11 protein-coding genes are annotated in these 25901 nt (G+C 62.1%); 3 read left to right on the top strand and 8 right to left on the bottom strand.

What is annotated here, in order from left to right; genetic code table 11:
• Nucleotides 1–5 precede the first annotated feature (5 nt).
• The 7 genes from tssG to JNK74_07500 all read right to left on the bottom strand — a co-directional run bounded on the left by tssG (nucleotide 6) and on the right by JNK74_07500 (nucleotide 7400).
• Nucleotides 6–1067 (bottom strand): type VI secretion system baseplate subunit TssG, encoded by a 1062-nt coding sequence (gene tssG / locus JNK74_07530; GenBank protein ID MBL7646026.1) that lies wholly within the window; start codon nucleotides 1065–1067, stop codon nucleotides 6–8.
• The gene (tssF, locus tag JNK74_07525; protein ID MBL7646025.1) at nucleotides 1031–2911 is read right to left on the bottom strand and encodes a type VI secretion system baseplate subunit TssF; all 1881 of its coding nucleotides are present in this window, start codon (nucleotides 2909–2911) and stop codon (nucleotides 1031–1033) included. Before tssF ends, tssG begins: the two co-directional genes overlap by 37 nt.
• Nucleotides 2904–3401: a type VI secretion system baseplate subunit TssE gene (gene tssE, locus JNK74_07520; protein MBL7646024.1), complete on the bottom strand. Its 498-nt coding sequence runs from the start codon at nucleotides 3399–3401 to the stop codon at nucleotides 2904–2906. Before tssE ends, tssF begins: the two co-directional genes overlap by 8 nt.
• A 172-nt stretch (nucleotides 3402–3573) precedes the next feature.
• Nucleotides 3574–4065: a type VI secretion system tube protein Hcp gene (locus JNK74_07515; protein ID MBL7646023.1), complete on the bottom strand. Its 492-nt coding sequence runs from the start codon at nucleotides 4063–4065 to the stop codon at nucleotides 3574–3576.
• A 165-nt stretch (nucleotides 4066–4230) separates the two neighbouring features.
• Entirely contained in the window at nucleotides 4231–5700 is a 1470-nt protein-coding gene (gene tssC, locus JNK74_07510; GenBank protein MBL7646022.1) for a type VI secretion system contractile sheath large subunit, read from the bottom strand.
• 2 nt (nucleotides 5701–5702) lie between these two features.
• Nucleotides 5703–6191 (bottom strand): type VI secretion system contractile sheath small subunit, encoded by a 489-nt coding sequence (gene tssB / locus JNK74_07505; GenBank protein MBL7646021.1) that lies wholly within the window; start codon nucleotides 6189–6191, stop codon nucleotides 5703–5705.
• 99 nt (nucleotides 6192–6290) lie between these two features.
• On the bottom strand, nucleotides 6291–7400 hold the full coding sequence (locus JNK74_07500) for a type VI secretion system ImpA family N-terminal domain-containing protein (GenBank protein MBL7646020.1): 1110 nt from the start codon (nucleotides 7398–7400) through the stop codon (nucleotides 6291–6293).
• 436 nt (nucleotides 7401–7836) lie between these two features.
• Between JNK74_07500 and JNK74_07495 the strand changes: the two genes are divergently transcribed.
• From JNK74_07495 to JNK74_07485, 3 genes are all read left to right on the top strand, one after another.
• Nucleotides 7837–20424 (top strand): tandem-95 repeat protein, encoded by a 12588-nt coding sequence (locus JNK74_07495; protein ID MBL7646019.1) that lies wholly within the window; start codon nucleotides 7837–7839, stop codon nucleotides 20422–20424.
• Between the two features lie 230 nt (nucleotides 20425–20654).
• Nucleotides 20655–21812, top strand: a complete 1158-nt coding sequence (locus JNK74_07490) for an anhydro-N-acetylmuramic acid kinase (protein MBL7646018.1) — start codon at nucleotides 20655–20657, stop codon at nucleotides 21810–21812.
• A 196-nt stretch (nucleotides 21813–22008) separates the two neighbouring features.
• Nucleotides 22009–23154 carry a DUF5009 domain-containing protein gene (locus tag JNK74_07485; GenBank protein ID MBL7646017.1) on the top strand — a complete coding sequence of 382 codons (1146 nt, stop codon included), beginning with the start codon at nucleotides 22009–22011 and terminating at the stop codon, nucleotides 23152–23154.
• Between the two features lie 90 nt (nucleotides 23155–23244).
• On the opposite strand, the gene JNK74_07480 is transcribed toward JNK74_07485, so the two are convergent.
• A complete protein-coding gene (locus JNK74_07480) occupies nucleotides 23245–25827 on the bottom strand; it encodes an ATP-dependent Clp protease ATP-binding subunit (GenBank protein ID MBL7646016.1) in 2583 nt (860 codons plus the stop codon).
• Nucleotides 25828–25901 lie beyond the last annotated feature (74 nt).

Below are 25901 nucleotides of genomic sequence, written 5' to 3'. Positions count from 1 at the left end.
GTGTGTCAGGCCCGGGCGCGCGCCGACTCGCGAAACCAGGACACGAGGGTCATTCTATCCATCCGCAAGTCCGCGGGATCGTGGTCAAACTCATAGTTTCTGCCCTTCAGCCAGGTGGTCCAGCCCAATTGGCCCTGACTCCCGAGGCAGATTTGGGGCACTTCCTCGCGGCGCAGGATCAGGCAGACGTCCCACTCGAGTTCCTCGCCCACATAGTTGCGCACCCAGTCGATCAAGTGCTCCAGGCGATCGCCGGAAGGCAGCATGCTTAGATAGCGCTGCCAGTCCATGGCCCCGAGGCGAATACGAAACTTCTGCTGCCGGTCCCAGAAGCGCTTTCCAATGATGAGATTCTGCCCGATCTTTCCGGTGAGGCGGGTCTCGCCCAGGCGGCAGCGGCAGTCATGGGGCACGTCGAGCCACTGGCCGATGAACTCTTCCACTTCGGCGGGGGTTCCGAAGTATTCGCCGAGTATCGCGCAGAGGCCCTCCGCGTTGCGCGTCTGCATCGCGAGCCACGAGGAGTAGTAGCGCTTGGCGTCGTCGCGGATGGAGTCACGCTCCTGGAAGACCGGCGCGCCGATACCCACCAGGCTTGAAACGTATTTGGAGAATGCGCCATGGCGGGTGCGCTCGTAGGACGCGGTCATCTGGCACTCGGCCCAACTCCGATGGAACAGGGCAATGATGCGACTCTGCAAGGCATCCAGGAACTCGGGATGGGCCCGGTCCTTGTCATGAAGGAGGCGCTCGTAGATCGACTCCGTGAAGTTGAGGGGCATGGGGCCGTTGGGCCCGAGAAGGCCGAGAAAATTTACCTTCATGCGGGGTGGCGCGCCGCCCTCGCCCTCTTCGAACGAATCGATGGAGCCCGCCTCGAAGGTCAGGCCTATGTGCTGACTGAAGCGCACGACCTCGTCGTGGAGGTGGTGCGCATAACCCACGCGCGCCTTGCCGGGCCGCTCGCTTTCCAGCCGGCGGATGGCCTGAAAGAAACTGGCCGAACCGGGCTTCTTCGCGAGACGGTTCTTTATACCAGCTTCCGCTGTCCCATTCTCGCTTTCCACCGCTTGAGCTCTCCTTGTTCGGGGGTTTGAATCACCGTTTCGGTGAAGGAATTCAACGATACGTGCTTGGCGAAGAAGCGTTCGAGGACCGCGCCGAGGAGGAAGGTTCCCGCCCCTTCCACCGACTCTTCCTCCATCGTCACCTGGATTTCGAGGCCCCGGGCGAAGGCGATCTGTCCCGGTCCTTCAACGCGGCGCGTAATCGGCACGCTTCGGACCTGCCGGAGGCTGTTGATCTGCTTGCGAGTGCCGGGATCGGAGACCGCGCCATAGAGCCCGAGCAATTCTCGCAGGGCGGAGGCGGCATCGCCCTCCTCGGTGTCCATCAGGGACAGGTAGTTGAGGGAGAGGTGGTTGATAATGCGCCAGGTGAAGGCGCCTTCGGCCAGGGAACTTCGGGGCGATGTGGGCCCGGCGACGATGCGAACGCCCTCTACGGGGGCGTGTGCGTCCATGGTAAAGTCGGAATTCAGCATGCCGGGCTGCATGAGGAGCGGCAGATCCCGGTTCGTGCAGAGGGTTTCGAGGGCAAGCTGGCGGATTTCTGGGTTGTAGGGCGCCGCGTCCGCGTCCACCAGGGAAACATAGACCTCGCTCCCGGCGTAACCCGAGCGGGTACCGTGGTTCAGTTCGCGCTCGCTCAGACGGCGGGGAACCCGGTGGGTCGAGAAGTAGGCGCGACTTTCGGAATCGTAGCCCTTGGCGGCGTAGAAGGGCTCGAAAATCTGCCGGTCGCCCATGTGCGTTCCGTAGCCGGTGATTCGGTTAATCTGGTAGATCTCGAAGTCCAGTGGGCGGGTGCGATCCCCCACGACGTGGAAGCGCGATACAGCGTCCGAAACGTCGACCCGATCCGGTTCGAGTGGGAAGAGATTGATGGCTGGCGCGCAATTCAGGACGAAATTATTGGCAGCGACTTCGTTTTCGAGGCGCGGGTCGCCCTGCTTGAGCAGAATAAAAATGTCGAGCTCTGTGGTGACGGCGCTGCCAATGAACTTGTTTAATCCGCCGATCTCGAAGAACATGTAGCGCTGCGGAAATGCGAAGTACTCGTGGAGCAGACGATAGCCCTGAAAGGAGCGGGAGCCATAGGGCAGGAGATGTTCTTCATCGGCGAAACCCACCTGACGAATCCGTTCCGCAGAGAGCGTGCGCTGCCAGGCCGGGGCGCTGCCGGTGGGCCGCATGACCGCGCCGACGCCGTGAGAAAAAATGGCTTCGTAGAGCCGGGCGCCGACATCGCCGCCGCCGCGAATAAACAGCGTGAGCCTGTTCAGGTCAATATCGCTGAAGAGCAGCCCCCCCATGGTCTTGAGTCGGAGCCGGATGCCGGCGCTCACATCGCGCCGGTCGGGCAGGCCCAGGGAGCTGATTTCCCGGGTGTAGTATTCCGCCTCGGTGAGTATAATCGGCCACAGCGTCACGTCGTGCCCCGTGCGGTACTGGCAGGAGAAGTCGTCGCCAATGCCGCCACCGCTGCGGAGCACCGTGTCCCGGGGAATGGTAACCCCTTCGGCCAGGGAGGGCTCGGCGAAATCGGGCTGAAACTGCACCACGGTCATGGATGGTGTGGGGCAAAGGTAATGAGGGTAGACCGTCTCCACGAGGCTTTGGGTGAAGTTGGGGAATTCGTCGTCCAGCTTCATGCGGACGCGGGCGGTCAGAAAAGCGACGCCTTCGAGCAGCCGTTCGACGTAGGGGTCGGCGCATTCGAAGGAATCGAGGCCGAGGCGCCCGGCGACTTTGGGGTTCTCCCGTGCGAAGACCTCCCCCATCTCCCGAAGATACTGCAACTCTTCGTTGTAGTAGTCCAGGCGTCGGCGGCTGTTGGAGATCCTATCCATTGCGCCACTCCTTCACGACCACGCTGGCCTTATGCATGTCGACGCTGGTGAGAATGTATACATTCTCCGAATAGGGCTTTGCCCACAGCTCGGCGTTGATTTCAATATCCAGATTGCGCATGGCGGTGTCGCCGGCGGATTCCACCGGGGAGACGCGCACGCGGAGCGTTTCGCGATTCACCCGAGGCTCGAATCGCGCGATGGCTTCGCGAATGGCCTGCTCCACCAACTGGGGCTTCATGGCCACGTCGGCCATGCCGAGGAGGTTGGGCATACCGTAGTTGAGGACGGAACTCTGGACCTCGGGATGACCTGCAAACTCGGCTGAATCGGGCTGAAGACCATAGGAGAGGAGCCGCATGAGATCGCGCTGAAAACCGGCCCGGTACTCTTGAAAGCTCATGACCTGCGGGCGGGGAGCCTCCAGTCGCCGGTCCGGCTCCTGGTCGGTCAGGCGATCCATCAGTGATGGCAGGTAGCGGACGTACAACGAAGTGACCTCATTTTCGAACGCAAGGCAGGAAAGCGCCTAAATTCGGGGATCGGTAGAGCGAGCGCGGGACCGCAGCGTCCCGAACCACGCCCTTCGTGGAATTGCAACGCGGCCGGGCTTGCCCCACGGCAAGCCCGGTCGCGGTCATGAATGTTCAAATCGCTGTAAATCAGGTCTGGCGGTTGGTCAGGCGGTTCCAGGTCGAGCTGAAGGTATCGCCCATCTTGCCGTCCGGCTTCACCATGGTGTATTCCCACTTGATGGTGGTGAAGGCGATAGAGCCTTCTTCCGTGGGCAGTTCACCATCGCTGCCGGTGGTGTTGATGCTGGCGATGATGCTGTTGGTGAGGGTGATCCGGAAATAGACCTCGGCCTTTTCCGTGGGGCGGACGGCCTCGATCACGATGGTGGGAATCACTTTGGCGGTCAGACAGTACTGAAAGAGCTGGACGCTGGAGCGGTCCATGGCCTTGTTGAAGCTCATGACTTCCAGGGTGGCGCCGCCGGTGGTGAAGCCGCCGGCTGCGGAGGGCGTGCCGCCGCCTTCAATGTCGTGGGCCATTTCCTGGCCGAACTCGGTGATTTCAAGCCAGCCCTTGTGACTTTCGTCTTCGGATTCACCCGTGATCCCGTCAATCTTCATGAAGAATGCGTTTGCCATGCCGTATAGCTCCTTGTTGGATTAGGTTGCGCGCGGTATTGCCACCCCGACGCAACACGTTTCACTTTGGTCAGTTTGAATGGGCATTTATTTCTTAACCCGGAACGGGCCGCCGCCTGGGCGGCCCGCCCCGGAACTGAACTAAAACCTTGGACGTTGTCGCGCTCAGCCCTTTTCCGTGGGGAGCTTGGAAACGAGCCGCAACGAGGCGGACAGGCCTTCCAACTGGTAGTGGGGGCGCAGGTAAAACACGGCGGAGTAATAGCCGGGATTGCCTTCCACATCGGCCACGACGACTTCGGCGGCGGCCAGGGGGCGACGCGCTTTGGCTTCGTTGGACGCGTTTGCGGGATCGGGTTCGACGTACTGGCGGATCCAGTTGTTGAGCCAGGTTTCCATGTCGGATCGTTCCGCGAAAGAGCCCACCTTGTCGCGCACGATGCACTTAAGGTAGTGGGCGAAGCGGCAGGTCGAAAACAGATAGGGCAGGCGCGCGCTGAGGTTCGCGTTGGCCGTCGCATCCGGATCGTCGTATTCCTGGGGCTTCTGAAGGGACTGTGCGCCGATGAAGACGGCGTAGTCGGTATTCTTGAAGTAGGACAGGGGCATCAGGCCGCACTTGGCCAACTCGGCTTCACGGCGGTCCGTGATGGCGATTTCGGTCGGGCAGGTCATGTCGACGCCGCCGTCGTCGGTCGGAAAGGTGTAGCAGGGCAGTCCCTCGACGGAGCCGCCGCTTTCCACGCCGCGGATCTGGGAACACCAGCCATAGAGCTTGAAGGAGCGAGTGATGTTTGCGCCCATGGCATAGGCCGCGTTGGCCCAGGTGAAATTGGACTGGTCGTTATTGACCACTTCCTCGAAATCGAAATCGTCCACTGGGTTGGTCTGGGCGCCGTAGGGCAGTCGGGACAGGAAGCGCGGCAGGGTAAGCCCCAGATAACGCGCGTCTTCCGACTCGCGGAGGGAGCGCCAGGGGGCGTACTCCGGCGAGGTGAAGAGCTTGTTGATGTCGCTCGGGTTGGCGAGTTCCTGCCAGCTATCCATGTTCATCAGCTTTGGCGAGGCGGCGGCGATGAAGGGGGTGTGGGCCGCGGCCGCGACCTGGGAAAGGCCCTGGAGAATTTCCACATCGGGGGCGCTGTGATCGAATTCATAGTCACCCACGATACAGCCGAAGGGCTCGCCGCCGGGGGTGCCGTATTCTTCTTCGTACATCTTCTTGAAGAGGGGGCTCTGTTCCCAGGCGGTGCCTTTGTATTTCTTGAGAACCTTTCCAATTTCCTTCTTGGAGATGTTCAGCACGCGAATCTTCAGTTGCTCGTCCGTCTCGGTATTGGCGACCATATACTGGAGACCGCGCCACGAACCTTCCAGTCGCTGGAAATCCTCATGGTGGATGATCTGGTTCACCTGCGCGGAGAGCTTGTCATCCAGACTCTTGATAATGAATTTGATCGTGGCCGTGGGATCCGCGGGATCGACTTCGCCCTCTTTGAGGGCCTGGCGCGCCAGGGTGCTGATCGATTTCTGTATGGTTTCGCGGGCGGCGGAAGACTTCGGCTTGAATTGAGAGTCTATCAAGCTGTCGATCTGGGTTACTTCCAATGCGCCTTCGTCAAGTGCTTCAGCCATGATTATTCACCTCCGCCCAGGGCTTCAAGTGCGGCCTTGTCACCCAGGATCTTGCCCAGCAGGTTTTCCGCGCCGCTCTTTCCGTCCATGTAGGAAAGGAGGTTGGAAAGGTCCCGGCGGGCGGTTAGCAACTCGTTCAGCTCTTCCACGTTTTCGGCCACTTTGCCCGGAGAAAAGTCGTCCATCGATTCGAAAGTCATCTCGACGCTCAGGTTGCCCTCGCCCGTGAGGGTATTGGGCACCTGAAAGGCGACGCGCGGCTTCATCGCCTTGAGGCGCGTGTTGAAGTTTTCGGCGTCAATCTCCAGGAGATCGCGGTCGCTCACCGGGGGGAGCGCTTCGGCGGGATTTCCGGAGAGGTCCGCCATCACACCCATGACAAAGGGCAGATTAATTTTCTTCTCGGCCCCATACAGTTCAACATCGTACTCGATCTGAACCCGGGGGGCTTTATTACGGGCAATAAATTTCTGACTACTCTGTTTTGCCATGGTGCTCCTCGCCCTTTCTCTGTATAGCGACTCCGGTGCCCGCGCGGGCAACGGCCCCGCTGCCGTTAAGACTCACTACAGCCGGACTCGCCGGTTCCCTTAATTGTCATCCTCCGATGAGCCTCCCCCGGAATTCATGGAACCCGAGAGGGACGTGCCGGTGATGGTCTCGATATCCGAAAGCGCGCCGGGCGACAAGTCGGAGATAATATCGAAAAAATTCGCCGTAACCAGCCGCTCGGCCCGTTTCATGATGAGCGGGACCGGGCTGGACGGTTCATTCTTGTTGTAATACTTGTAGATCAGGTCGAAGGCCTTGAGCACATCCTGCCGGGTGTTGATCCCGGCCGACCCCATGTCGCCGCGCTTTGCGGGGGCGTCTCCCGGGTTTGCCGCGCCCTCGCCATCACCCGTTTCTTCGGGCGATTCGGCGACCTGCGCATCGGCAAAGTGACCGCGCCGGTCGAGCTCATTGTGAACGGGCTTCTTCATATCGAGGAGCATGCCGGCCAGGTTTGCGAACGTGGGCGGGGTGCTCTCGGTCAGTTTTTCGCGCAGCGCGGCCTTGATACCATCCAAGGTGGCCAGGGACTCGGTCAGCGCGCCATACATGGCCTCCAAATCGGCCAGGGGCGTGTCCTCAAAGGCGCCGAGAATCAGCGACATCTTGGGGGCGTCGCTTGACTCGTCACCGCCCGCGGCCATGGCGGCCTGAATATCGCGAAGGGAGAAACGGCCCAGTTGGCGGGAGTTGGTCAGGGGTGTTTCTCTCAGGCGCTGGAGGAATTTCATCGTGTCGCCCGCCGTGCTGAGGGGGGCGCTCATGTCATTCAGGATGTTTTCCCGCTCCATCCAGCCGTCGGGGTCGCCCATGCTCTCATCGGGGTCGAGGGCGGGGTACATCGTGTCCCAGTATCGCTCAATCATCCCCCTGGTCAAGAGCAGCCCATCGCGAAAGCCGGTGACGCCCTGTCGTTTCATGGCGGCGAGGCTCAGGAAGAGGGCGGTACGGAGGTGCTTGCAGGATTTGAAGTGCTCCAGGGCCTTTTCATTGAGATCGAGCCAATTGGGTTCGACGGCGTCAATTTCGGCGCCGGCAATCACCCCAACCCCTTGTTCCTTGACGATTTCTTCCAGAGCGAACAGGGAACCTTCCTCTCCGCACGGATTGTCACCTGGAATGGGCTCTAATAACTGGTCTAAATCCATCAGCACTCCTGCAAGGCTCAACGGGACACACACGCGGCGTACAAACAGGGATCCCTCGCTGCATGGAGTCGGTAAACAGTTGACCACGTGATTAAACCTGAAAAGCACAAGCAAGTCAAGATCGATTTTGACGGGCTGGCCCACGGACGTAACCGGGCTGTATCCGCGCTTCAGAATGGTAGACAAGGCTTGATCCGGCGGGTATCATAGTGACCGTGGCGGCGAAATGGAGCATGATCGGCGCGCCTCCTTCCTGTATAGTGGGCGGCGTGAGATCGTGCGGTCGCGAGTGCCCGGAACCTATGGCGCAACATCCGGTACGGGCGTTCTCCATGCCCATTCCCAATACGGGACGGCCAGGCTGTGGCCGTCGCGGCGTTGGCGTCCACACACCCGGGTTACCCACCCTGTTCGCAACGTGTAGCTGGAGTTTCAAATGATTCTATTGCCCGGTGGGCGGCGGCTGTTTGAACCGCGCCTGGTTTGCTGTCTGGCTTTGGGGATTGGCGTGTGTCTGGCCGTCTCCCCCGCGCTGGCCGCCCCGCCCTCTCCAGGCGGCGATATTACGGCCACGGCTCCCGGCGGAGGAGCGACGACGATCACCGAGGACGACCCGGCGCCCGGCGCCGCGAACGTCCGCTTTACACCGACAACCCTCAGCGACGCCGACATGGGCGAAACGCCCGACTCTATCCGCCTGGTATCCATCACCGGCGGCACGATTGCCCAGGGGGACGGGTCGGCCATCACCGTAAGCACTTCCGGCACGGTTCTAGCATTGACCGCCGGTGGTTTTGACGCACGCTTCACGCCGGACCCCGACCGGGATACGGCGGCGACCATCCAGTACCGGGTGGTGGACGAGGGCGGCGGCGCCGACTCCACCTCCTCCACCATTACCATCGATATTTCGCCGGCGGACGACGACGCGCCGGACGCGGGTGGGAATGTGACGGCGACAAACACGGGCGGTGGCTTGATCAGCATCAGCGAGGACGCGGCGGCTCCGGTCGCGGCCAACATTCGGGTAACGCCGGCCACGCTGAGCGATCCCGATACGGTGGACGACCCACCCACGGCGATCCGTCTTCTGGCGTTCACGGGCGGCACGGTGGCGCAATCGAACGGTGCGGCGATTACCCTGGGCGCCGGTGGCACGGCCCTTACCCTGTCCTCGGGGGGGGTCAACCTGCGCTTTACGCCCGCGGCCAACCGTGACACGGCGGTCACCATTCCCTATGTCGTGGTGGACCCTTCGGGTGTGAACGACTCGTCGTCCTCCAACATTACGGTCAATATTACGGCAAGCGCGGACCCGCCGAGCGCAGGGGGCAACGTGACCGCCACCGCACCCGGCGGCGGCGCAACGTCGATAGCGGAAGATGCTTCCGCGCCGGGCGCGGCTAACATACGCGTTACCCCCACGACCCTGAGCGATCCGGACAATGGCCAGACGCCCACATCCGTCCGGCTGATCAGCGTCACCGGCGGAACGGTAACCCAGAGCGGCGGCGGGGGAATCACGCTGGGGGCTTCGGGAACGGTTCTCGCCCTGTCTTCCGGCAACCTTGATCTTCGCTTCACCCCGACGGCCAACCGGGATACGGCTGCGACCATCAGCTACGTCGTGGTCGATCCGGGCGGCATCAGCGATTCCGCGCAATCCACCGTAACCGTTAATATCACGCCCGGCGCCGATGCGCCCACGGCGGGCGGCAATATCACGGCGACGTCGCCCGGCGGCGGCGCGGTGAGCATTACGGAAGATGCGGCGGCACCCGGTGCGGCCAACATCCGCGTGACGCCGACGACTTTGATCGATGTTGACACGGGCGAGACACCGGACGCTATCCGCCTGCTGGCTTTCACGGGCGGCACGGTTGCCCAGGGCGATGGTTCCGCGATTGTGCTCGGAGCTTCAGGGACGATTCTCTCCCTGACGGGTGGCAACCTGGATCTGCGCTTCACGCCCGCCGCGAACCGCGATACCGCCGTGACGATTCCCTATGTCGTGGTGGATCCCGGAGGGGTGTCCGATTCGAGCGCCTCCAATATCACCATCAGCATTACGGCGGTGAACGACGCCCCGACGGCGGGGAACGCGACGCTGGCGGATATCGCCGAGGACACTTCCAATCCGCCGGGGGCTACCATCAGCGCTTTGTTCGGGGGCTCCTTCAGTGATGTGGAGGGAACTTTCTCGGGAATCGCGGTCGTGACCAATCCGCAGCTCGGCTCGGAAGGGGTCTGGCAATACTCGCCGGATCCGGGTGCCGGTTCGGTCTGGTTTCCGATTGGGAGCGTTTCCGCGGCGTCATCCCTTGCGCTTGATACGGCCACCCGGCTGCGATTCGTGCCGACCGCCAATTTTGGAGGGGTGGTGACCTCGATCAGTATCCGCGTGCTCGACAATACCCATGGCGGCGGATTCTCGTCTCGATCCGGCGGTGTGGAGAATCGGGTTACGTTCAGCACGTCGACCAACGGATCGCCCACGGCAATCAGCGGTGCGACAAACACCCTTGCCCACACGGTGACCTCCGACAATGATAAGCCCACCTCGGCGCAGAACAACAGCCTTACGCTCAATCAGGGCGACGCGGCCACGATTTCCAGCGCGTTGCTGTCGTACAGCGACACGGACGATATTGCGGCCAATTTGACCTATACCGTGGTCACGGGTCCCGCGAATGGCACGCTGAACCTGGGCGCTTCGTTCACCCAGGCCGCCATTGACACCAATTCGCTGACGTACACCCACGATGGCACGGCGACGCAATCCGACAGTTTCACGTTCAACGTCAAGGACGACGAGAACGCCACGACCTCCAACGCGACCTTCAATATCATCATCAATCTCACGCCGACGGTGGCGACACCCATTGCCGATGTGCTGGTCAACGAGAGCGCTCCCAACAGCGTCATCAGTCTGCTCTCCAGCTTCGACGACGCGGAGGACGGCGCGGGCGGGCTGACCTACACGGTCGCGAGCACGACAGGCAGTATTTTCAACGGCACGCCCACCATCGCGGGGAGCAACCTGACCATCGCGTACCCGGCAAACACGCCGGGTACCGGCACGATCACGATCCGTGCGACGGACAGCGGGAGCGACTTTGTTGAGGATACGTTCCAGGTTACCGTCAATGATCGGCCCACGGCGGTCGCGGACAGCGGCAACACCAACGAAGGTGCGGCGGTTACCATCGATGTATTGCTGAACGACAGCGACACCGATGGCACGCTGACGCCGGCAAGCGTCACGGTAACCAGCGCTCCGGCCAATGGGTCGACTTCGGTCAATGCAACGAACGGCCGGATCACCTATACGCCCACCGGGAACTTCAACGGCACGAATACGTTCCAATACACGGTGAATGACAACCGGGCCGCCACGTCAAACGCCGCCACCGTTACGGTGACGGTCAATGCGGTGAACGACGGCCCTGTTTTGACCCTGCCCGGCGCGACACAGAATGTGGATGAAGGGTCGTCACTTGTATTCAGTACGGCGAGCGGCAATCCCATTGGGGTGGCGGATGTGGACGCCGACGAGACCGCCCTGCCGACGGGGGGCGTGAACGTGAGCCTTGCGGCGACGAAGGGCACTTTCACCCTGGCCTCCACCGCGGGCCTGGTCAATCTTACGGGTAACAGCAGCGCCAGCGTAAGCTTTGACGCCACCATCGCCAACGCCACGCTGGCCTTAAACGGTCTCACCTATACCCCTACGGCCCTGCTGAACGGCGCGGAAACCCTGACGGTGACCGTGAGCGACAAGGGGAACACCGGTGCGGGCGGGGTCCTCTCCGACAGTGGCACCATCGATGTGAGCATTGCATCCACCAACAATCCGCCCGTGGTCACGGTGCCGGGCGGTCAGTCGGTGAATGAGGATACAACCACGGGGATCTCGGGCATCAGTATTGCCGATCCCGACGCCGGCGGGGGATCCCTGACGGTGACGCTGGGCGTTGCACAGGGCCGCATCGCCGTAAACACGGCGGCCTCGGGCGGTGTAACGGCGGGAAATATCACCGGCAACAATTCAAGCTCGGTAACGCTCGCGGGAACCTTGACCCAACTGAACAATACGCTGCCGACCGTCACTTTTGCTACGGCCACCAACCTGGTCAGCACCCAGACGCTCACCGTGGGCGCGAACGACAATGGCAACACCGGCGGTGCGGCCCAGTCGGACTCGAAGACGATTACGCTGACCATCACGCCGCAGAACGACAACCCTTCCTTCAGCAATTTCCCCGGCGCGCAGTCGGTGAATGAAGACACGAACCTGGTCTTCAACGCCGCGAATGCCAATCGCATCACCGTGGCGGATGTGGACGTCCAGGAGAACAACCCCGGCGGCACCGTCCGGGTATCACTCGGCGTGGGGAGCGGTACTGTCACTCTGGGGGCAACGTCGGGCCTGACCTCCGTCACCGGCAACGCTACGGCCGCGGTCGTACTGGTTGGCCCATTGACCAACGTGAACAATGCCCTGAACGGCCTGACTTATCGCGGTTCCCAGCACTACAACGGGCCCGATACGCTGAGCGCCACCCTGAATGACCTGGGCAATACCGGAGCGGGCGGGGGCAGCGATATATCTCAGAGCGTTTCACTGACCGTGAACGCCGTCAATGACCCGCCGGCGATCACCGTGCCCGCTACGCAGACGGCCGACGAAAACGTCAACTTTCCCTTCAGCGCCACTGACGGCAACGCGATTGTTATTGATGATCCGGACGCCGACGAAGCGCCCGGGGAATTGGTTGCCAGTATTTCGGTGCTGCACGGCACACTCACCCTCGCCAATGGCGCGGGCCTGCTTGCGAGCAGCGGCAACGGTACCGCGACACTGAACATGACGGGTACGCTGGCCGCGCTCGAAGCGGCGCTGGACGGCCTCGTTTACCGTGGCGACTTGAACTTTAATGGAAGCGACACCCTCTCCATCTCCGTGGACGATCAGGGAAATTCGGGGAGCGGCGGCGCGGCCACGGACAGCGCGACGGTCGATATCACGGTGGACGCCGTGAACAATGCGCCCCAACTGGCGCTCCCCGGCGCACAGTCGATCAATGAGGACGCTACGGCTTCGATTGCCGGAATTTCCGTGAGCGATGTGGACGCCGGCGGTGGCACGCTGGTGGTTTCGCTGGGCGTGGGCGCCGGGCGGCTTCAGGTGGACGGCACGATATCGGGCGGTGTCCAGGCGCTGGCCATCGGGAACAACAATACCAACGCCATAACCCTGACCGGAACGCTCGGCGAGTTGAATACCACCCTGCCCTCGCTGCGCTTCACGTCGGCTTTGAACAACCGCAATAATCAGACCCTCAGCGTCAGCGCGAACGATCAGGGCAATACGGGCCAGGGCGGTAGCCAGATTGCGACGGGCACGGTTCCCCTGAACATCACGGCGCTGAACGACGACCCGAGCCTCAGCCTGCCCGGCACACAGACCATCAACGAAGAAAGCGGCCTGACCTTCGGCGCCGCCAACAGCAACGCTGTGACGGTTTCCGATCCGGACGTGGCCGAAACGCCGGGGCAACTCCGCGTCACCCTCTCCGTTGCGCGGGGTCGCCTCAGTCTGGCGACGACCAGTGGCATCTCTCTGGTCAGCGGCAGCGGAATCAATGACACCTCCGTGACGTTCAGCGGGGTCGCCTCCGCGTTGAACACGGCGATGAACGGGCTTTCCTACCAGCCCGACGCCAACGTCAACACAGCGTCCGGTGGGGCGGAGTCCCTTTCCATCACGGTCAACGATCAAGGATTTACCGGCAATGGCGGTGGCGAAAATGTCACCGGCGCGGTGCCGATTACAATACTGGCCGTAAACGACGCCCCGGAGCTTTCCGTGCCGGGCGCCAGGACGGTGAACGAAGACACCGACCTGGTCTTCGGCGGCAACGTCTCTATCAGCGACGTGGATGTGGACGAAACCAACGATGGCGCCCTGGAGGTGTCCCTCGCCGTAACGAAGGGCCTTCTGACACTGCCGGGCACCGCGGGCCTCACCATCGACGCTCCCGCAACGGGCACGGGGGACTCGGCCATAACCTTCCGGGGATCGCTGAGCGATGTGAACGCGGCCCTGAACGGAATGCGGTATCGCGGCAACGCCGACGTCAGCGGCAGTGACACCCTCAGCCTGCTCGTGAGCGATCAGGGCAACACCGGAGCGGGCGGCGACCTCAACGATTCCGCCTCCGTCGCGATCACCCTGACTCCGGTGAATGACGCGCCCGTGGCGAGCAACGCCACCCTCTCTCCCGCAGAACCGCTCCGCAATGAGAACCTGAGCGCCACCTACAACTACTTGGATGTGGACGGGAACGCTGAATCGGGGTCGCTCATCCGGTGGTTCCGCAACGATGTGATTCAGCCGGCATTCAACAACCTCTCCGAGGTTCCCGGCGCCTCGACGGTCGAGGGCGAAGTCTGGTATTTCCAGGTGACGCCGGGCGACGGTATTGTCAGTGGTGCGCTCGTACAGTCCAACAGCGTCACAATTCGTCCCGTGGCCGACCTGCAGTTGTTCATCGACCGGGACCCCAACGTCGTGGTTCCCGGCGAAAATGTGACCTACACCTTCCAGGTGCGCAATCTGGGTCCGAGCCCGGTCGACGGGGCCGAAGTCGCCACGGTGCTGCCCGCGGCGCTCCAGAACGCAACCTGGACCTGTGACGCGTGCGGCGCCAGCGGCAACGGCGCCATCAATGAAACCGTGGATCTCGCCTCGGGCGAAACAGTCGAGTATGTGCTGGTTGCCGAAGTGGACCCCGCCGCCACGGGCGCGCTGAATGTGTCGGGTTCGGTGCTTGCCCCCGCGCTGGTTTTCGAGACGGACGCATCGAGCAACACCCGCACCAACAGTGCAACCCTGGCGCCCGAAGCTTCCCTCACCGTTACCATGACGGCGGACCGCGATACGGCGCAGCCGGGGGACTTTATCGCCTACACCGTGACGGCCACGAACAGCGGCCCTTCGGATGCGCGCGGGGTCTTCTTCAGCGATACGCCCGACGCAAACTCCACGCTGCTTCCCGAAAGTGTCACCACATCGCTGGGCGCCATCGTCGGCAGCGGCGCGGGCGGAATTTCGATCAATGTGGGAACGCTGCCGCTGGGCGACTCCGTTACCATCCGCTATACGGTTTCCGTGAACGCTCCCTTCCCCGCGGAGGGCCGGGAGCAAATTTGCACCCGCGGCCTCTTCTTCGGTGAGCCCGACAATCCCGAGGTGAATTTCGCCAACGCGACACCGGATGAGGACATCTGCACCGCGATCACAACGGAGATCGCACTGAGCGCTATCAACACCGACGCGCTCCGATTTGATGCGAACGCGGATGGGGTGGCCAACCCCGGCGATACGATTCGCTATACGGTGGACCTATCCAACCTCGGCAACGGCGGTGCAAACAACGTCACCTATACGCAACCGGCGATCGCGAATGGCAGTCTCCTGGAAGACTCCGTGACGGCTTCGACGCCGGGAGCCGTGGTAATTCTCGAAGCGGGCGCGCTCACTGTAAATCTGGGCGGCATCCAGGGAGCGGGGAGCCTCGGCAGCACGGCCACGATCACTTTTGATGTCGCCGTTGTTAATCCTCTTCCCCCGGGCACCGCGTTTCTGGCCAGCCAGGGTTCGCTGGACTTTGAAGAGCGCCCGGACGGGGCCGATCCGATTCTCAGTGACGACCCGGCGGCCGTGGTGATCGAAGGATCGGACATCATCGAAGTGGACGGCGACGGCAATATTGTACGCCCCGCGCCAACGGTAACACCCATCGTTGCGGCGCCGGCGCTGGTGGTGCGGCAGGGTGACGACATCACGCGCAACGAGGAGAAGCAACCCGGCGATACCATCCAGTATACGGTCACCATCGAGAATCGGGGCAACCTTGGCGCGCTGAACCTGTTCTACCGGGTGCCTTTCCGGGACAGCGAGATTTCCGAACTGGAACTCGGGCTGGTGGACGGGGGCGATCCCCTGAGCGACACGGCCGCCGCGCTCCTGGGTAACTTCTCGGTACTGGATGTGGATGAAAGCGCCGGCCTGTCCAGCGCGGAGTTGAGCGGCTCTCTTTTCGCGTTGACCGAGGCGCAGTTCAACGCGCTGGACACGGGCGACGCGCGCGTCACGCTCGACGAGGACTCCATCCTGGTCAATGGCAATGCGCGGACCAACGAAGGCGACGGGTCGGAACTCCTGCTTAACCTGGGTTCCCTGAATGGGCGCAATCCGGTCTTCACCAATGGACCAACGATCACCATAACCTTCACCGTGGAAATCAACCCCGTCCTGCGCGCCGGCACGAACGTGATTCGCTATCAGGGCGTCGCGGACGGCGAGAACCACGCGCCCGTCGTGTCAGACGACCCGGAGACGATCAACACGGCGGCGGACGCGACCCAGACGAGCGTCAGAGCTGTTCCGGTGCTCGCCATTGAACCGGAGATCCTCACCGTCGACTTCGGCGATCAAGATATCGACGATGGCCCCACCGCCACCCGCATCGTGGAGATTACCAACATCGCCACCGCCACAGCGAATCTGACGCTTGGCTTTGTGGGTCTGGAGGGCGCGTCTCTGAGCGATTTCACCATCGTCAGCGACACGGACGAGGCCACGCTTGCCCCCGGCCAGACACGACTGATCGCCGTGGCATTCGACCCGCGCTCCATCGGCAACAAACGGGCCAGCCTGCGCGTGGAATCGGACGACCCCGATGACGGCGCGCTTGACGTAAACCTCTCCGGGCGCGCGCTGGACAGCGACATCCGCGTGACGCCGGGCTCACTCGATTTCGGGAAGCGCAATCTTCTCGCGGGACCCAGCAACCCCCAGTCCGTCAGCATCATTAACGACGGCCTGGGCGACCTTACGCTGGACAGTGTGAGCCTGGCCTGCGGCCCCGACATCTTCCCTGTAATGACCCAGGATCGCTTCGACGAGCTGGATATCAATGGCGACGGCGCGTTGAGCCGGGGGGTGGGGCTCCGCCGTGAATTGGAGGACGCCATCGACCTCTTTGATCTCGCCGAAGAGATCATCAGCCGATTCGCCGCCCTCGATGCCGATTCATCGCTGGACATCAGTCCCGAGGAGATGGATCGCCAGTTCCCCTTCCTGACCGACCCGCGATTCGAGGCGCTGGACGGCGACTCTTCGGGGGACCTCGAAGCCGCCGAGTTGAGCGCCGCCATACGGCTGGCCGGCTTCGCCGAAAGCCTCCTGAACAGCTTTGATGACTTCGACACGAGCCTCCCCGAAGGCCTCGACTTCACTGAAGCGCAGAGTATCCTTCCCGACCTTACCGAACTGGAGTTCCTGGATCTCGATGGCGATGGCGATGGTGTTCTGAGCCGGATCGAGCTCGAAGAGCGTTTGAAACTCGCGCTTCTCGCGACGCAACTCCAGGTGGATTTCACCGGTCTAGACGCCACGCGAGACGAGGCGTTGACCGCCGGTGAGATCGAAGTTTTCGTTCCGCTGTTGACGCCCGGACGCTTCGCCGCCATTGATGAAGACGGCGATGAGGAGCTTTCGAGACAGGAACTGGGCAACGTGGAGTCCGTGCTCGCCGTTTCGCTCCTCTCCCAGTTTTCCACGCTGGACACGGACGCAAGCGGCGGCCTGACCGCCGAAGAAATCAACGCAACGTGCGCCTTTGAAATGCTGTCGGACTCGGGCGAGGACATCCTGGAGACGGCTCAGTCCCGCCTTGTCCGTATTGTGTTCGACCCGTCGACCGAAGGCGCCAAAGTCGGCACGCTCCGGGTCGAGGCGAACCAGCAGGGTCAGGGCACGCCCATCGTATCCAAGGTCAGCCTTTTCGGCACCGGAAATCGCACGCCGCGCATCACGGGGCAGAATCCCGTCGCAACGAACGAAGACACGCCCGTGACGATTATTCTGGACAACCTGATCGTTGACGCGCCCCTTCTGGACTTCCCGGACGAGGTTACCCTGTCCTTCCAGCCGCTGCCCGCCGACGCGAACTATACACGGGACGGCAATTCCATAATTCCGAACCGAAACTTCAATGGCGTGCTCTTTGTGCCCGTGACGGTGCGCGATGGGAACATCGACAGCAACGTGTGGAATCTTCGAATCGATGTTGCGCGGGAGAACGATCCCCCGACGAGCATTACTCTGGACGGCAACACGATCCTGGAGAATCAGGTGCTGGACACGGTAATTGGCCGCTTCTCCACGGCGGATCCCGATCTCGGCGATCTCCACCTTTACAGCCTCGTCCCCGACGATCCGTCCACCGACGACGATGATTTTGTGGACAACGAGTTCTTCGGCATTGTGGCGAATCAGTTGGTGAGCCGGGTGGTCTTCGATTTTGAGACCCGCAGCGAGTACACCGTCCTGGTGCGGAGCCGGGATCCGCAGGGCCAGACCTTTGAACGGGCCTTCGGCGTCACGATCCTCGATCAGCCCGACGACGAGGACAATGCGGTGGCGGCCGAGGTACTCCTCGACAACTTTGAAAACATCGATGCGAATCGGGATGGGATCCTCGACCTGGACGAGGCCCTCGTCCTCCTCCCCGGTTTCACCCCGGAGCGCTTCGATTCGCTCAATCTCGAGGTCGAGATCTCCCTCGCGGAAATACAGGGGGGCATCGGATTTACGGCGGCGGCCCAGACCCTCTTCGACAATTTCGATCTGGCCGATGGCGACGGGGACGGTCTGCTCACGCTGGCCGAAGCCCGAACCCGCGTGCCCGGACTGACCGAGGCGGCCTATGACTACATGGACTTAGAGCCCGCCATGGCGCTGTCCCCTTCGGAGCTCCAAACGGCGATTCTCCTCCTGGGCGATCTGGACTACCTCCGGGAGAACTTCGAATCGCTCGACGAGGACGACAGCGGAAGCCTGACGCTGGACGAACTGCCCGATTCACTCTCGGCGTTGACGACTGCGACGTTTGAAGCGCTGGATCTTAACCCCGGACTCTCGCGGCGCGAGCTGGAATCTCAGGTTGTCTGTGTCGTCCGCGAAGACGGTGTCCGCCTGATCCAGCCCACGGGCGACCTCCTGGCCCCGCCCGGCGAATCGGTGCTCGACGTGACCTTCAATGCCGAGGCGGACGTGAATATTCAGGGCGCCTGCAACGCCGACGATATCGAATTCAGTTTTGATATCGGCGCGGAGAGCATCCTTATCACGGATCTGGCCGAGTATTTCCTGCAGAATTTCGATGCGCTGGATGCCGACTTCAATGGCACGCTCGGCGAGTCGGAAGTGGCATCCAGCCGTATCGGCCTCACCAGCGCACGGTTCACCACGCTCGATTTTGACGGAAATGGCCAGCTTTCCACGGAGGAACTCGAAGCCGCCGTCATACTCTCGGATATCGCCTCCGCCCTGCTGGCCGATTTCGCGGTGCTGAATACGGACAACAGCACGGGACTTTCCGTCGCCGAGACCCTGGCCACCGCGCTCGACATCGATCAGCTCCGTTACGACCTGCTCGACCTCAACGGCAACGGCGTGCTTACCCGCGACGAGCTTGAGGCAGAAGAGGATCTTCCCGGCTTCCTGCTGGAAAACTTCCAGTCTCTCGACTCGGACAGCAGCGTGACGCTGGACCTGGCGGAACTTCGCGATCTGCTGCCCGGACTCTCCCAAGTTCGATTCGATAATCTGGACGTTGATCGTTCCGGCGATATCACCCCTGAAGAGCTCCAGAACGCCGATGACTTTGGTCGGGCCTCGGCGCCATCCATCCGGAAGATGGAATCTTCGGAGTTCAGCAAGCAGATCCGCGGCAACGCCCCGGCGGTCTTCACCCTTCCCGTAGATACGGCCTACCGTGTCCGCGTGACCGCCACCCTCGTGAGCACCGGGCAGTCCGTGCAATCCGACGATGTCACATTTGAGATCCGCAACGGCACGGATGCGGACGACAATGGTTACCTCGACTTCCCCTTCGAGGAGCTCTTCAACGACGGGGCGCGCTGGGAACGCACAGTCACCAGCGTGGGTTGTGACCGCAGTGTGTTGCTCCACGCGTGGCGGGGGGCGAACATCCCCGGCCGCGATATTGAGGCCACATTGGTAAACCCAGCCAACGCGCAGCAGCGCGTCAACATTACCGTACCCCATGGCCTGGCTGAGGACGGTGAGGAAGCGATTCTCATTGCCGCCATCGCGTGCGGTCCCGAGGCGTTGTTTACCCGCCAGCAGGCGGAAGGGATTGAAGATCTCCCCGAGGACGCGGTTAGCGGTACCCCATGGATCGCCGTGGAAGTTATCGTCCGCGATATCGGCGCACCCGAGTTTGCCCCGGTAAGCGTGGCCCGTCTGGCTGCGCGGCCTGTGTCTTTGTTGCTCAATCGGCTCGATTTCTCTCCGGAGGATCAGGCTACCTTTTTCGTTAACGGCGTATCGGTCCTTTCGGACGATACGAGCGGCCTCACGGTTGTACCCGGGGGCGGTTCGTGGTCCTCGGCCGATACGGAAGGCGCGCTGTCGGAGTCCGGAACCCTGTCCGCAAGCGTTTCCCGACTGGGCACGGTGGTGGCGCTGGAGTCACTCAAGCCCCCGATTTTCGCCAGCAGCCCCGCCATCGACGAGACGATCGACTTGGGCGAGGTCCGGGTCAACGAGTCGGTGGAACGGCGGATCACCATTACCAACGAGGGCGGCGAACGCCTGATCGGCACGGCGGAACTCCGCGACGCGACCGGCGTATTCGCGCTGATCGGTGAGGCGAGCTACAAACTCGGCCACGGCGAAACGCACCAGTTTCTTGTGCGCTTCTCGCCCCGGGACGACACGGCCTACGCCGCCGCGATCACCTTTTCGGGTGACCCCGGAGGTCTGTTGACTGCGGCGATTTCCGGGACGGGCATGCCCGCCAAGGGGCTGGGATGCGGACCGGTGGATAGCGCGGGCACATGGCCCTGGGGGAATGCCGTGGTGGTGGCGCTGACGCTGGGTGGCTTGTTGCTGGGGCAGCGACGCTCTTCGAAGCGCGCCGGGTAGGTCGTGCGCGCCAGGCGTTTTCGGAAGTCGCCGGTGAACGGGTTGCTCCGCGCACAATAGTATGATAGAGTCGTTTATAGGATTTGCCAGAGTAGGGATGGCCTTGCGCCGACTGGCAGGCCGGTTTCGCCATGGATGGCGCCTCGGCCGTTTGGGAGAGTGTTCAGCGGTGTCCGTCGACCTCGGGTCGTTCCTACGGGCCCCCGCCCTGACATAAGAAGGACACGGAAATGGACGTACGCGTCATCCAGAAGAAGCCCGCCCGCTTCGGAATCGGGCTTATGTCGGGCAGTTCATGCGATGGGGTCGATGCCGCGCTGGTTCGCATCAAGGGCACGGGCAAGAGCCTGGTGATGAAGCTGATCGCGCATAAGACCTTTCCGTATCCCGGCTCCTTCAAGAACCGCCTGCTGGATGAACACCTGTCGGCGCGGGATCTCTGCGTACTTGATTTTGAGTTGGGGGAGCGCCTCGCCGAGGCCGCACAGGAACTCATCGCCGAGGCCCCGGAGGACGAAGTGACCGTGGACTTCATCGCTTCCCACGGGCACACGGTGGCGCATATCCCCCCCCGTGCGAATGACAAGTATGGCACCCTGCAGATTGGCCAGTCCGCCGTTATTGCGGAGCGGTGCGGCCTGCCCGTCATTTCCGATTTTCGCCCGCGCGACATGGCGGCCGGTGGCCAGGGCGCCCCGCTGGTGCCCTATGCGGACTGGCTACTTTTCCACAAGCTGAATCGCCCCGTATGCTGTCTCAATATCGGCGGTATCGCGAACTTCACCTCCGTCACCCCCGAATTTCGCAATGTGCGGGCCTTCGACTCGGGCCCCGGCAACATGGCTATTGACGGCGCCGTGCGCATTCTCACCCGCGGCCTTCAGGAAATGGACGAGGACGGCGAGATGGCGTCCAAGGGCATGATCATTGAAGAGTTCCTGAACTACCTGCTGGATCACCCTTTCTTCGCCAAAGTGCCGCCCAAGAGCACGGGCCGTGAGGAGTTTGGGGTGAACGTCTACCTGCGCGATGCCCTGGCCAGCCGCTCGGAGCACACGCCGGAAGATTTGGTAGCCACGATTACCGAGGCGGTAGCCCGCAGCATCATCCAGGCCTACGACCGCTTCATCCGGCCCGAGAATCCCGCCGAGCACATCATCGTCGGCGGAGGCGGCGCCCACAACAAGACGCTGCTGAAGAAACTCAAGGACGGCTTCCACGACTGTCAGGTCTTCACCAGCGACCAGTACGGCATCCCGACGGATGCGCGCGAGGCCATCGCCTTTGCCATACTGGGCAACGAGTGCATCATGGGAACCCCCGCGAATGTGCCCCATGCCACCGGCGCGGAGAAGCGGGTGGTGCTCGGAAAGATCACGCCGACATAGGGGGAATGCCTGCCGCGCCCTGAGTACTCCGCCGCGCAAGCGTGGTATCGCGTCGTGCGTTGAGGGTGGCTGTTCCCCCCAGGGCCGCCCGCGCCATCGCCTCAACCTCCGATCGGTCCGATCTTTCCCTCGCGCCGCTTGCGTTCTACGACAGCGCGCAGTATCATTTGGCGGCCCCACTCAGGAGAACACCGCCATGGGAAAGAAAAAGTACGCAACCGCCCCCGACCACCCCCCGTCAACGAGCCCCCGTGTTCTTTCGGTCGATGCCCTTCGCGGCTTCGACATGTTCTGGATTATCGGTGCGGATCACCTGGCCCGTTCCATTGGCAAGGACGCCGCCGAAGGCACCCTTGCCCATGGTATCGCCACCCAGCTCAAGCACGTTTCGTGGGATGGCTTCGTGTTCTACGATCTTATCTTTCCCCTGTTCGTTTTCATGCTGGGGATGTCCACCGTCTTCTCTCTGCCCAAATATGTCGAGCAGAATGGCAAGCGCGCCGCCTACTTCCACATCCTGCGCCGCTTTGTGCTGCTGTTTCTGCTGGGTGCCTTTCGCGACGGGGGTATCGCGGATCTCGCGGGTGAGAGTCCTTTCAGTGGCGTTCTCCAACGCATGGCCTGGTGCTATCTCGGCGCGTCGCTCATCTTCCTCAATGTTCGCACCAAAGGCATTGCCGCCATCTTCGTTGCCATTCTCGTCGCCTACTGGGCCCTGTTGACCTTCGTGCCCCATCCCGAGCTGGGCGCCGAGGGCACGACGTTCAACCGCAAGGAAAATATCGTAGACTGGGTGGACTACAAATTTCTGCCCATGAAGGAGGAAGGGCAATACGCCGAGTCCGAGGGACTACTGAGCACCTTCCCCGCGATCGCCACCGCGCTTCTGGGCATATTCGCCGCGCTGTTGCTTCGCGAGAAGCGCCTGACCGACTGGCAGCGCGTGGGGGTGTATATCGGCGCGGGCGTGCTGATGGTCGCGCTGGGATACTTGTGGGGGCTTCAGTTTCCCGTCATCAAGAAAATGTGGACCTCCAGCTTCGTGCTGGTTGCCGGCGGCTACAGTTGCATGCTGCTGGGCGTGTTTTATGCCGTAGTCGATGTCTGGAAGGCCCAGCGCTGGTGCGTGCCCCTGATCTGGATCGGCGCCAACCCGCTGATGATCTACATGTGTAGCGAGTTTATCGAGTTCGAAAAGATCGCACCCCGTATCGCCGGTGGCCCGGTGGCCGCGCTGTTCGGGGACTATTATGGCCCACTCTTTGTAAATGCGGTTGCCATTGTCCTCGTCTTTGCCTTTGCGCGCTTTCTCTACGTGCGGAAGATTTTCCTGCGCGTGTAGCCACGGCATCGCTTGTTCAAAACCGAATCGGGAGTTCAGCCCTGGCCGGGCTGAACTCCCGATTTAAGTTCGCAGCTACGCTCAGCTCAATTAATCGCCGATGGACTCCACGTTGATTATGGCGGGACCATCCTTGTCGGTGTTGAGCAACTGCTCGGAAACCGCGTCTTCGATGTTCTCCACAAACAGTGTGCGCAGGGGACGGGCGCCGAGGAGGGTGTCGAAGCCGTTCTCCACGAGGTAATCGCACACAGCCTTTGCCAGCGTAATGGAAACCACCGCCTCCGCGCTTTCGGGATCTTTGCAGGTCACCGTGCGAACGCCATCGTCGCCCACCTTTACTTCAAACCACTTGTTGCACTCGCTCCGCTCGGGCGGCAGGATAACCTTGCGCGCCAGAGCGACCCGCTCGCACAAATCGCGCATGAGCTTGTTAAGGATGTTGGACTGTTCCGCCATGCCCAGCGGACCGAAAACGAGCGGTCGGCCCATGCGTCCGAAAAGCTCGGGCGGAAGTCCGGGAACGGCCAGCATGGCCTGCTTCACGATGTCCTCCGCCGAGGGCGCCTCGTCCGCATCGCCTTCCGCCTCGTCGAGGAGGCGGTTGGCCTCGCCCTGAAGAATGGCCAGGGTCTGAGGCGTCAGGTTGGGCGTGGTGGACGCGATTTCCTGGAGGATGATTTTCACCACCTGATTTTGAACTTCCGCCGTGGCTTCGGGGTTGGCCGCAAGCCATCCCTTGATGCGGTGGCGCAGTTCGCCGAGTTGGGCGAGAATGGCCGCACCCACGTTGGTGGTGATAATGATTACCGTATTCTGGAAGTCGATGTTGCGTCCCATGGAGTCGGTCAATCGCGCTTCGTCAAACAACTGAAGGAAGATTCGCCAGATGTTCGGGTGGGCCTTTTCGAACTCATCCAGCAGCACCAGCGAATAGGGCTTGCGCCGTACGGCTTCCGTGAGCATGCCGCCCTCTTCCGCGCCCTGGTAACCCCGATCGGAACCAATCAGGCGGTTGCGCGCCGTCTCGGTGCCGTACTCGGACAGGTCGATGCGAATAAGGGCGTCTTCACTGCCGTACCACTCGGCCGCGATGGCCTTGGCCAGCTCGGTTTTGCCCACGCCCGAGGGCCCGGCAAAGAGAAAAACAGCCTGGGGCTGCTTCGGCGGCGTCAGGCCGACGAAGGCGCGCTTCATGGTCTTCACCACCGCTTTGATCGGCTCGGGCTGCCCAAAGACGCGACGGGAAAGATTCTCGTTGAGCTTCAGCAGCTTCTGGCGCTGATCTTCCGACATGTTCTCCACGGGGATATTGGTGCGCTCGGAAACGGCCTGGGCCACATGCACGCCCGTCACCGGGGGATGGTAGCCGGGCTCGTGGTCGGCCGTCACGTGATTGAGGATCACCATCGCGCCGGCTTCGTCGAGGATGCCCAGTTCGCGAGCGGGCGAGCGGACTTCACCGATATAGCGCCGGGCGAGCGTGTTTACCCGGTTCAGGGCCTCTTCCGTGTACTCCACGGTGTGGTGTTTGCCATAGACGGGCTTTACGCGACGCAGGATCTCGGCCACGTCCGCCGGGCTCTGCTCCGGAACGATGACGGGGCTGAAGCGACGCCGCAGGGCGCCGTCTTTCTCGATTGCGCGGAACTCGGAGAAGGTCGTTGCGCCGATGCACCACAGTTCGCCCCGCGCCAGGGCCGGTTTCATGAGGTTGGCCGCGTCCATGCCGCCGCTCTCGCCCGTCTCGCCGAGGCCCACCAACTGATGAATCTCGTCGATGAAGAGGATGACGGAGCCCTTGGCGTTTTGCAGTTCGCGCAACACGGCCGTAAGTCGCTGTTCGAATTCGCCGCGATACTTGGAGCCGGCCATGATAAGGCCCAGGTCCAAGCTGATAATCTTCTTGCCTTTCAGGCGCTCGGGCACCCGATCCTTGACGATATCCAGCGCGAGTCCTTCGACGATCTTGGTTTTGCCCACGCCCGGCTCGCCGAGCAGGATAGGGTTATTCGCCTCCTTCTTCAGGAGAATACTGGAAAGACGGCGCACTTCGTCGGCCCGCCCGATGACCTCTTCGATCCCGCCGGCGGCCGCCTTGGCGGTCAAATCATAGCCATAGGTCTTGAGGGCTTCGATAGAGGCCGCCGCCGCCGTCTCGCGACTCACCGCACCGGCCGGCACCTGCCGCTCGCCATCGAGAATGGAACTGGTGAGACCGAAATCCGTCGCGATGAAGGAGTCAATGGCGTGGGTGCGGTAGTCGATGATACCCGCGAGGAGGTCCTCCCACTCGATCTGGTCCCGGGTCTTCATCTTGGCGTTCAAGCCCTCGATGACGCGTTCCAAGCCGTGGCCCGGTTTCGCCGGCCGGTTCACCAGCAAGGTACAGAGTTGGTTCAGTTCCTCAGAATACTGACCCTTGGCCACTTTTTGCTTGGGTAGATTGCTGATAAACTGATGGTTCAACGCAACCCGGAACTCGCCGAAGGTGCGCCGCTCCTTGCCGTCATCCCCGTCAAAGAGCTTGCGAAGCGAACTCTTCTCCCGGTCCATGGCATCGACCCAGAGCAGGTGTTGAAAATCGATGGGTCCCAGCCCCAGCGCCCGAGCCTTGTCGAATCGCTGCTCGCGGGTAAACCTGTCAAAACGATCTTCGTCCAATGTGGGCATGAATAAGAGCTCCCTGTGCGGTTACGTGGTGCGGTTCCCGACCCTTCGGCAAGCGAACAACTTCCTCAGTTTTC

The sequence above is a fragment of the Candidatus Hydrogenedentota bacterium genome (genome assembly GCA_016791475.1).
Taxonomy (GTDB): domain Bacteria; phylum Hydrogenedentota; class Hydrogenedentia; order Hydrogenedentales; family JAEUWI01; genus JAEUWI01.
The sequence above is the reverse complement of the archived record's forward strand: the minus strand, read 5'-3'. Positions and strand labels throughout refer to the sequence as shown.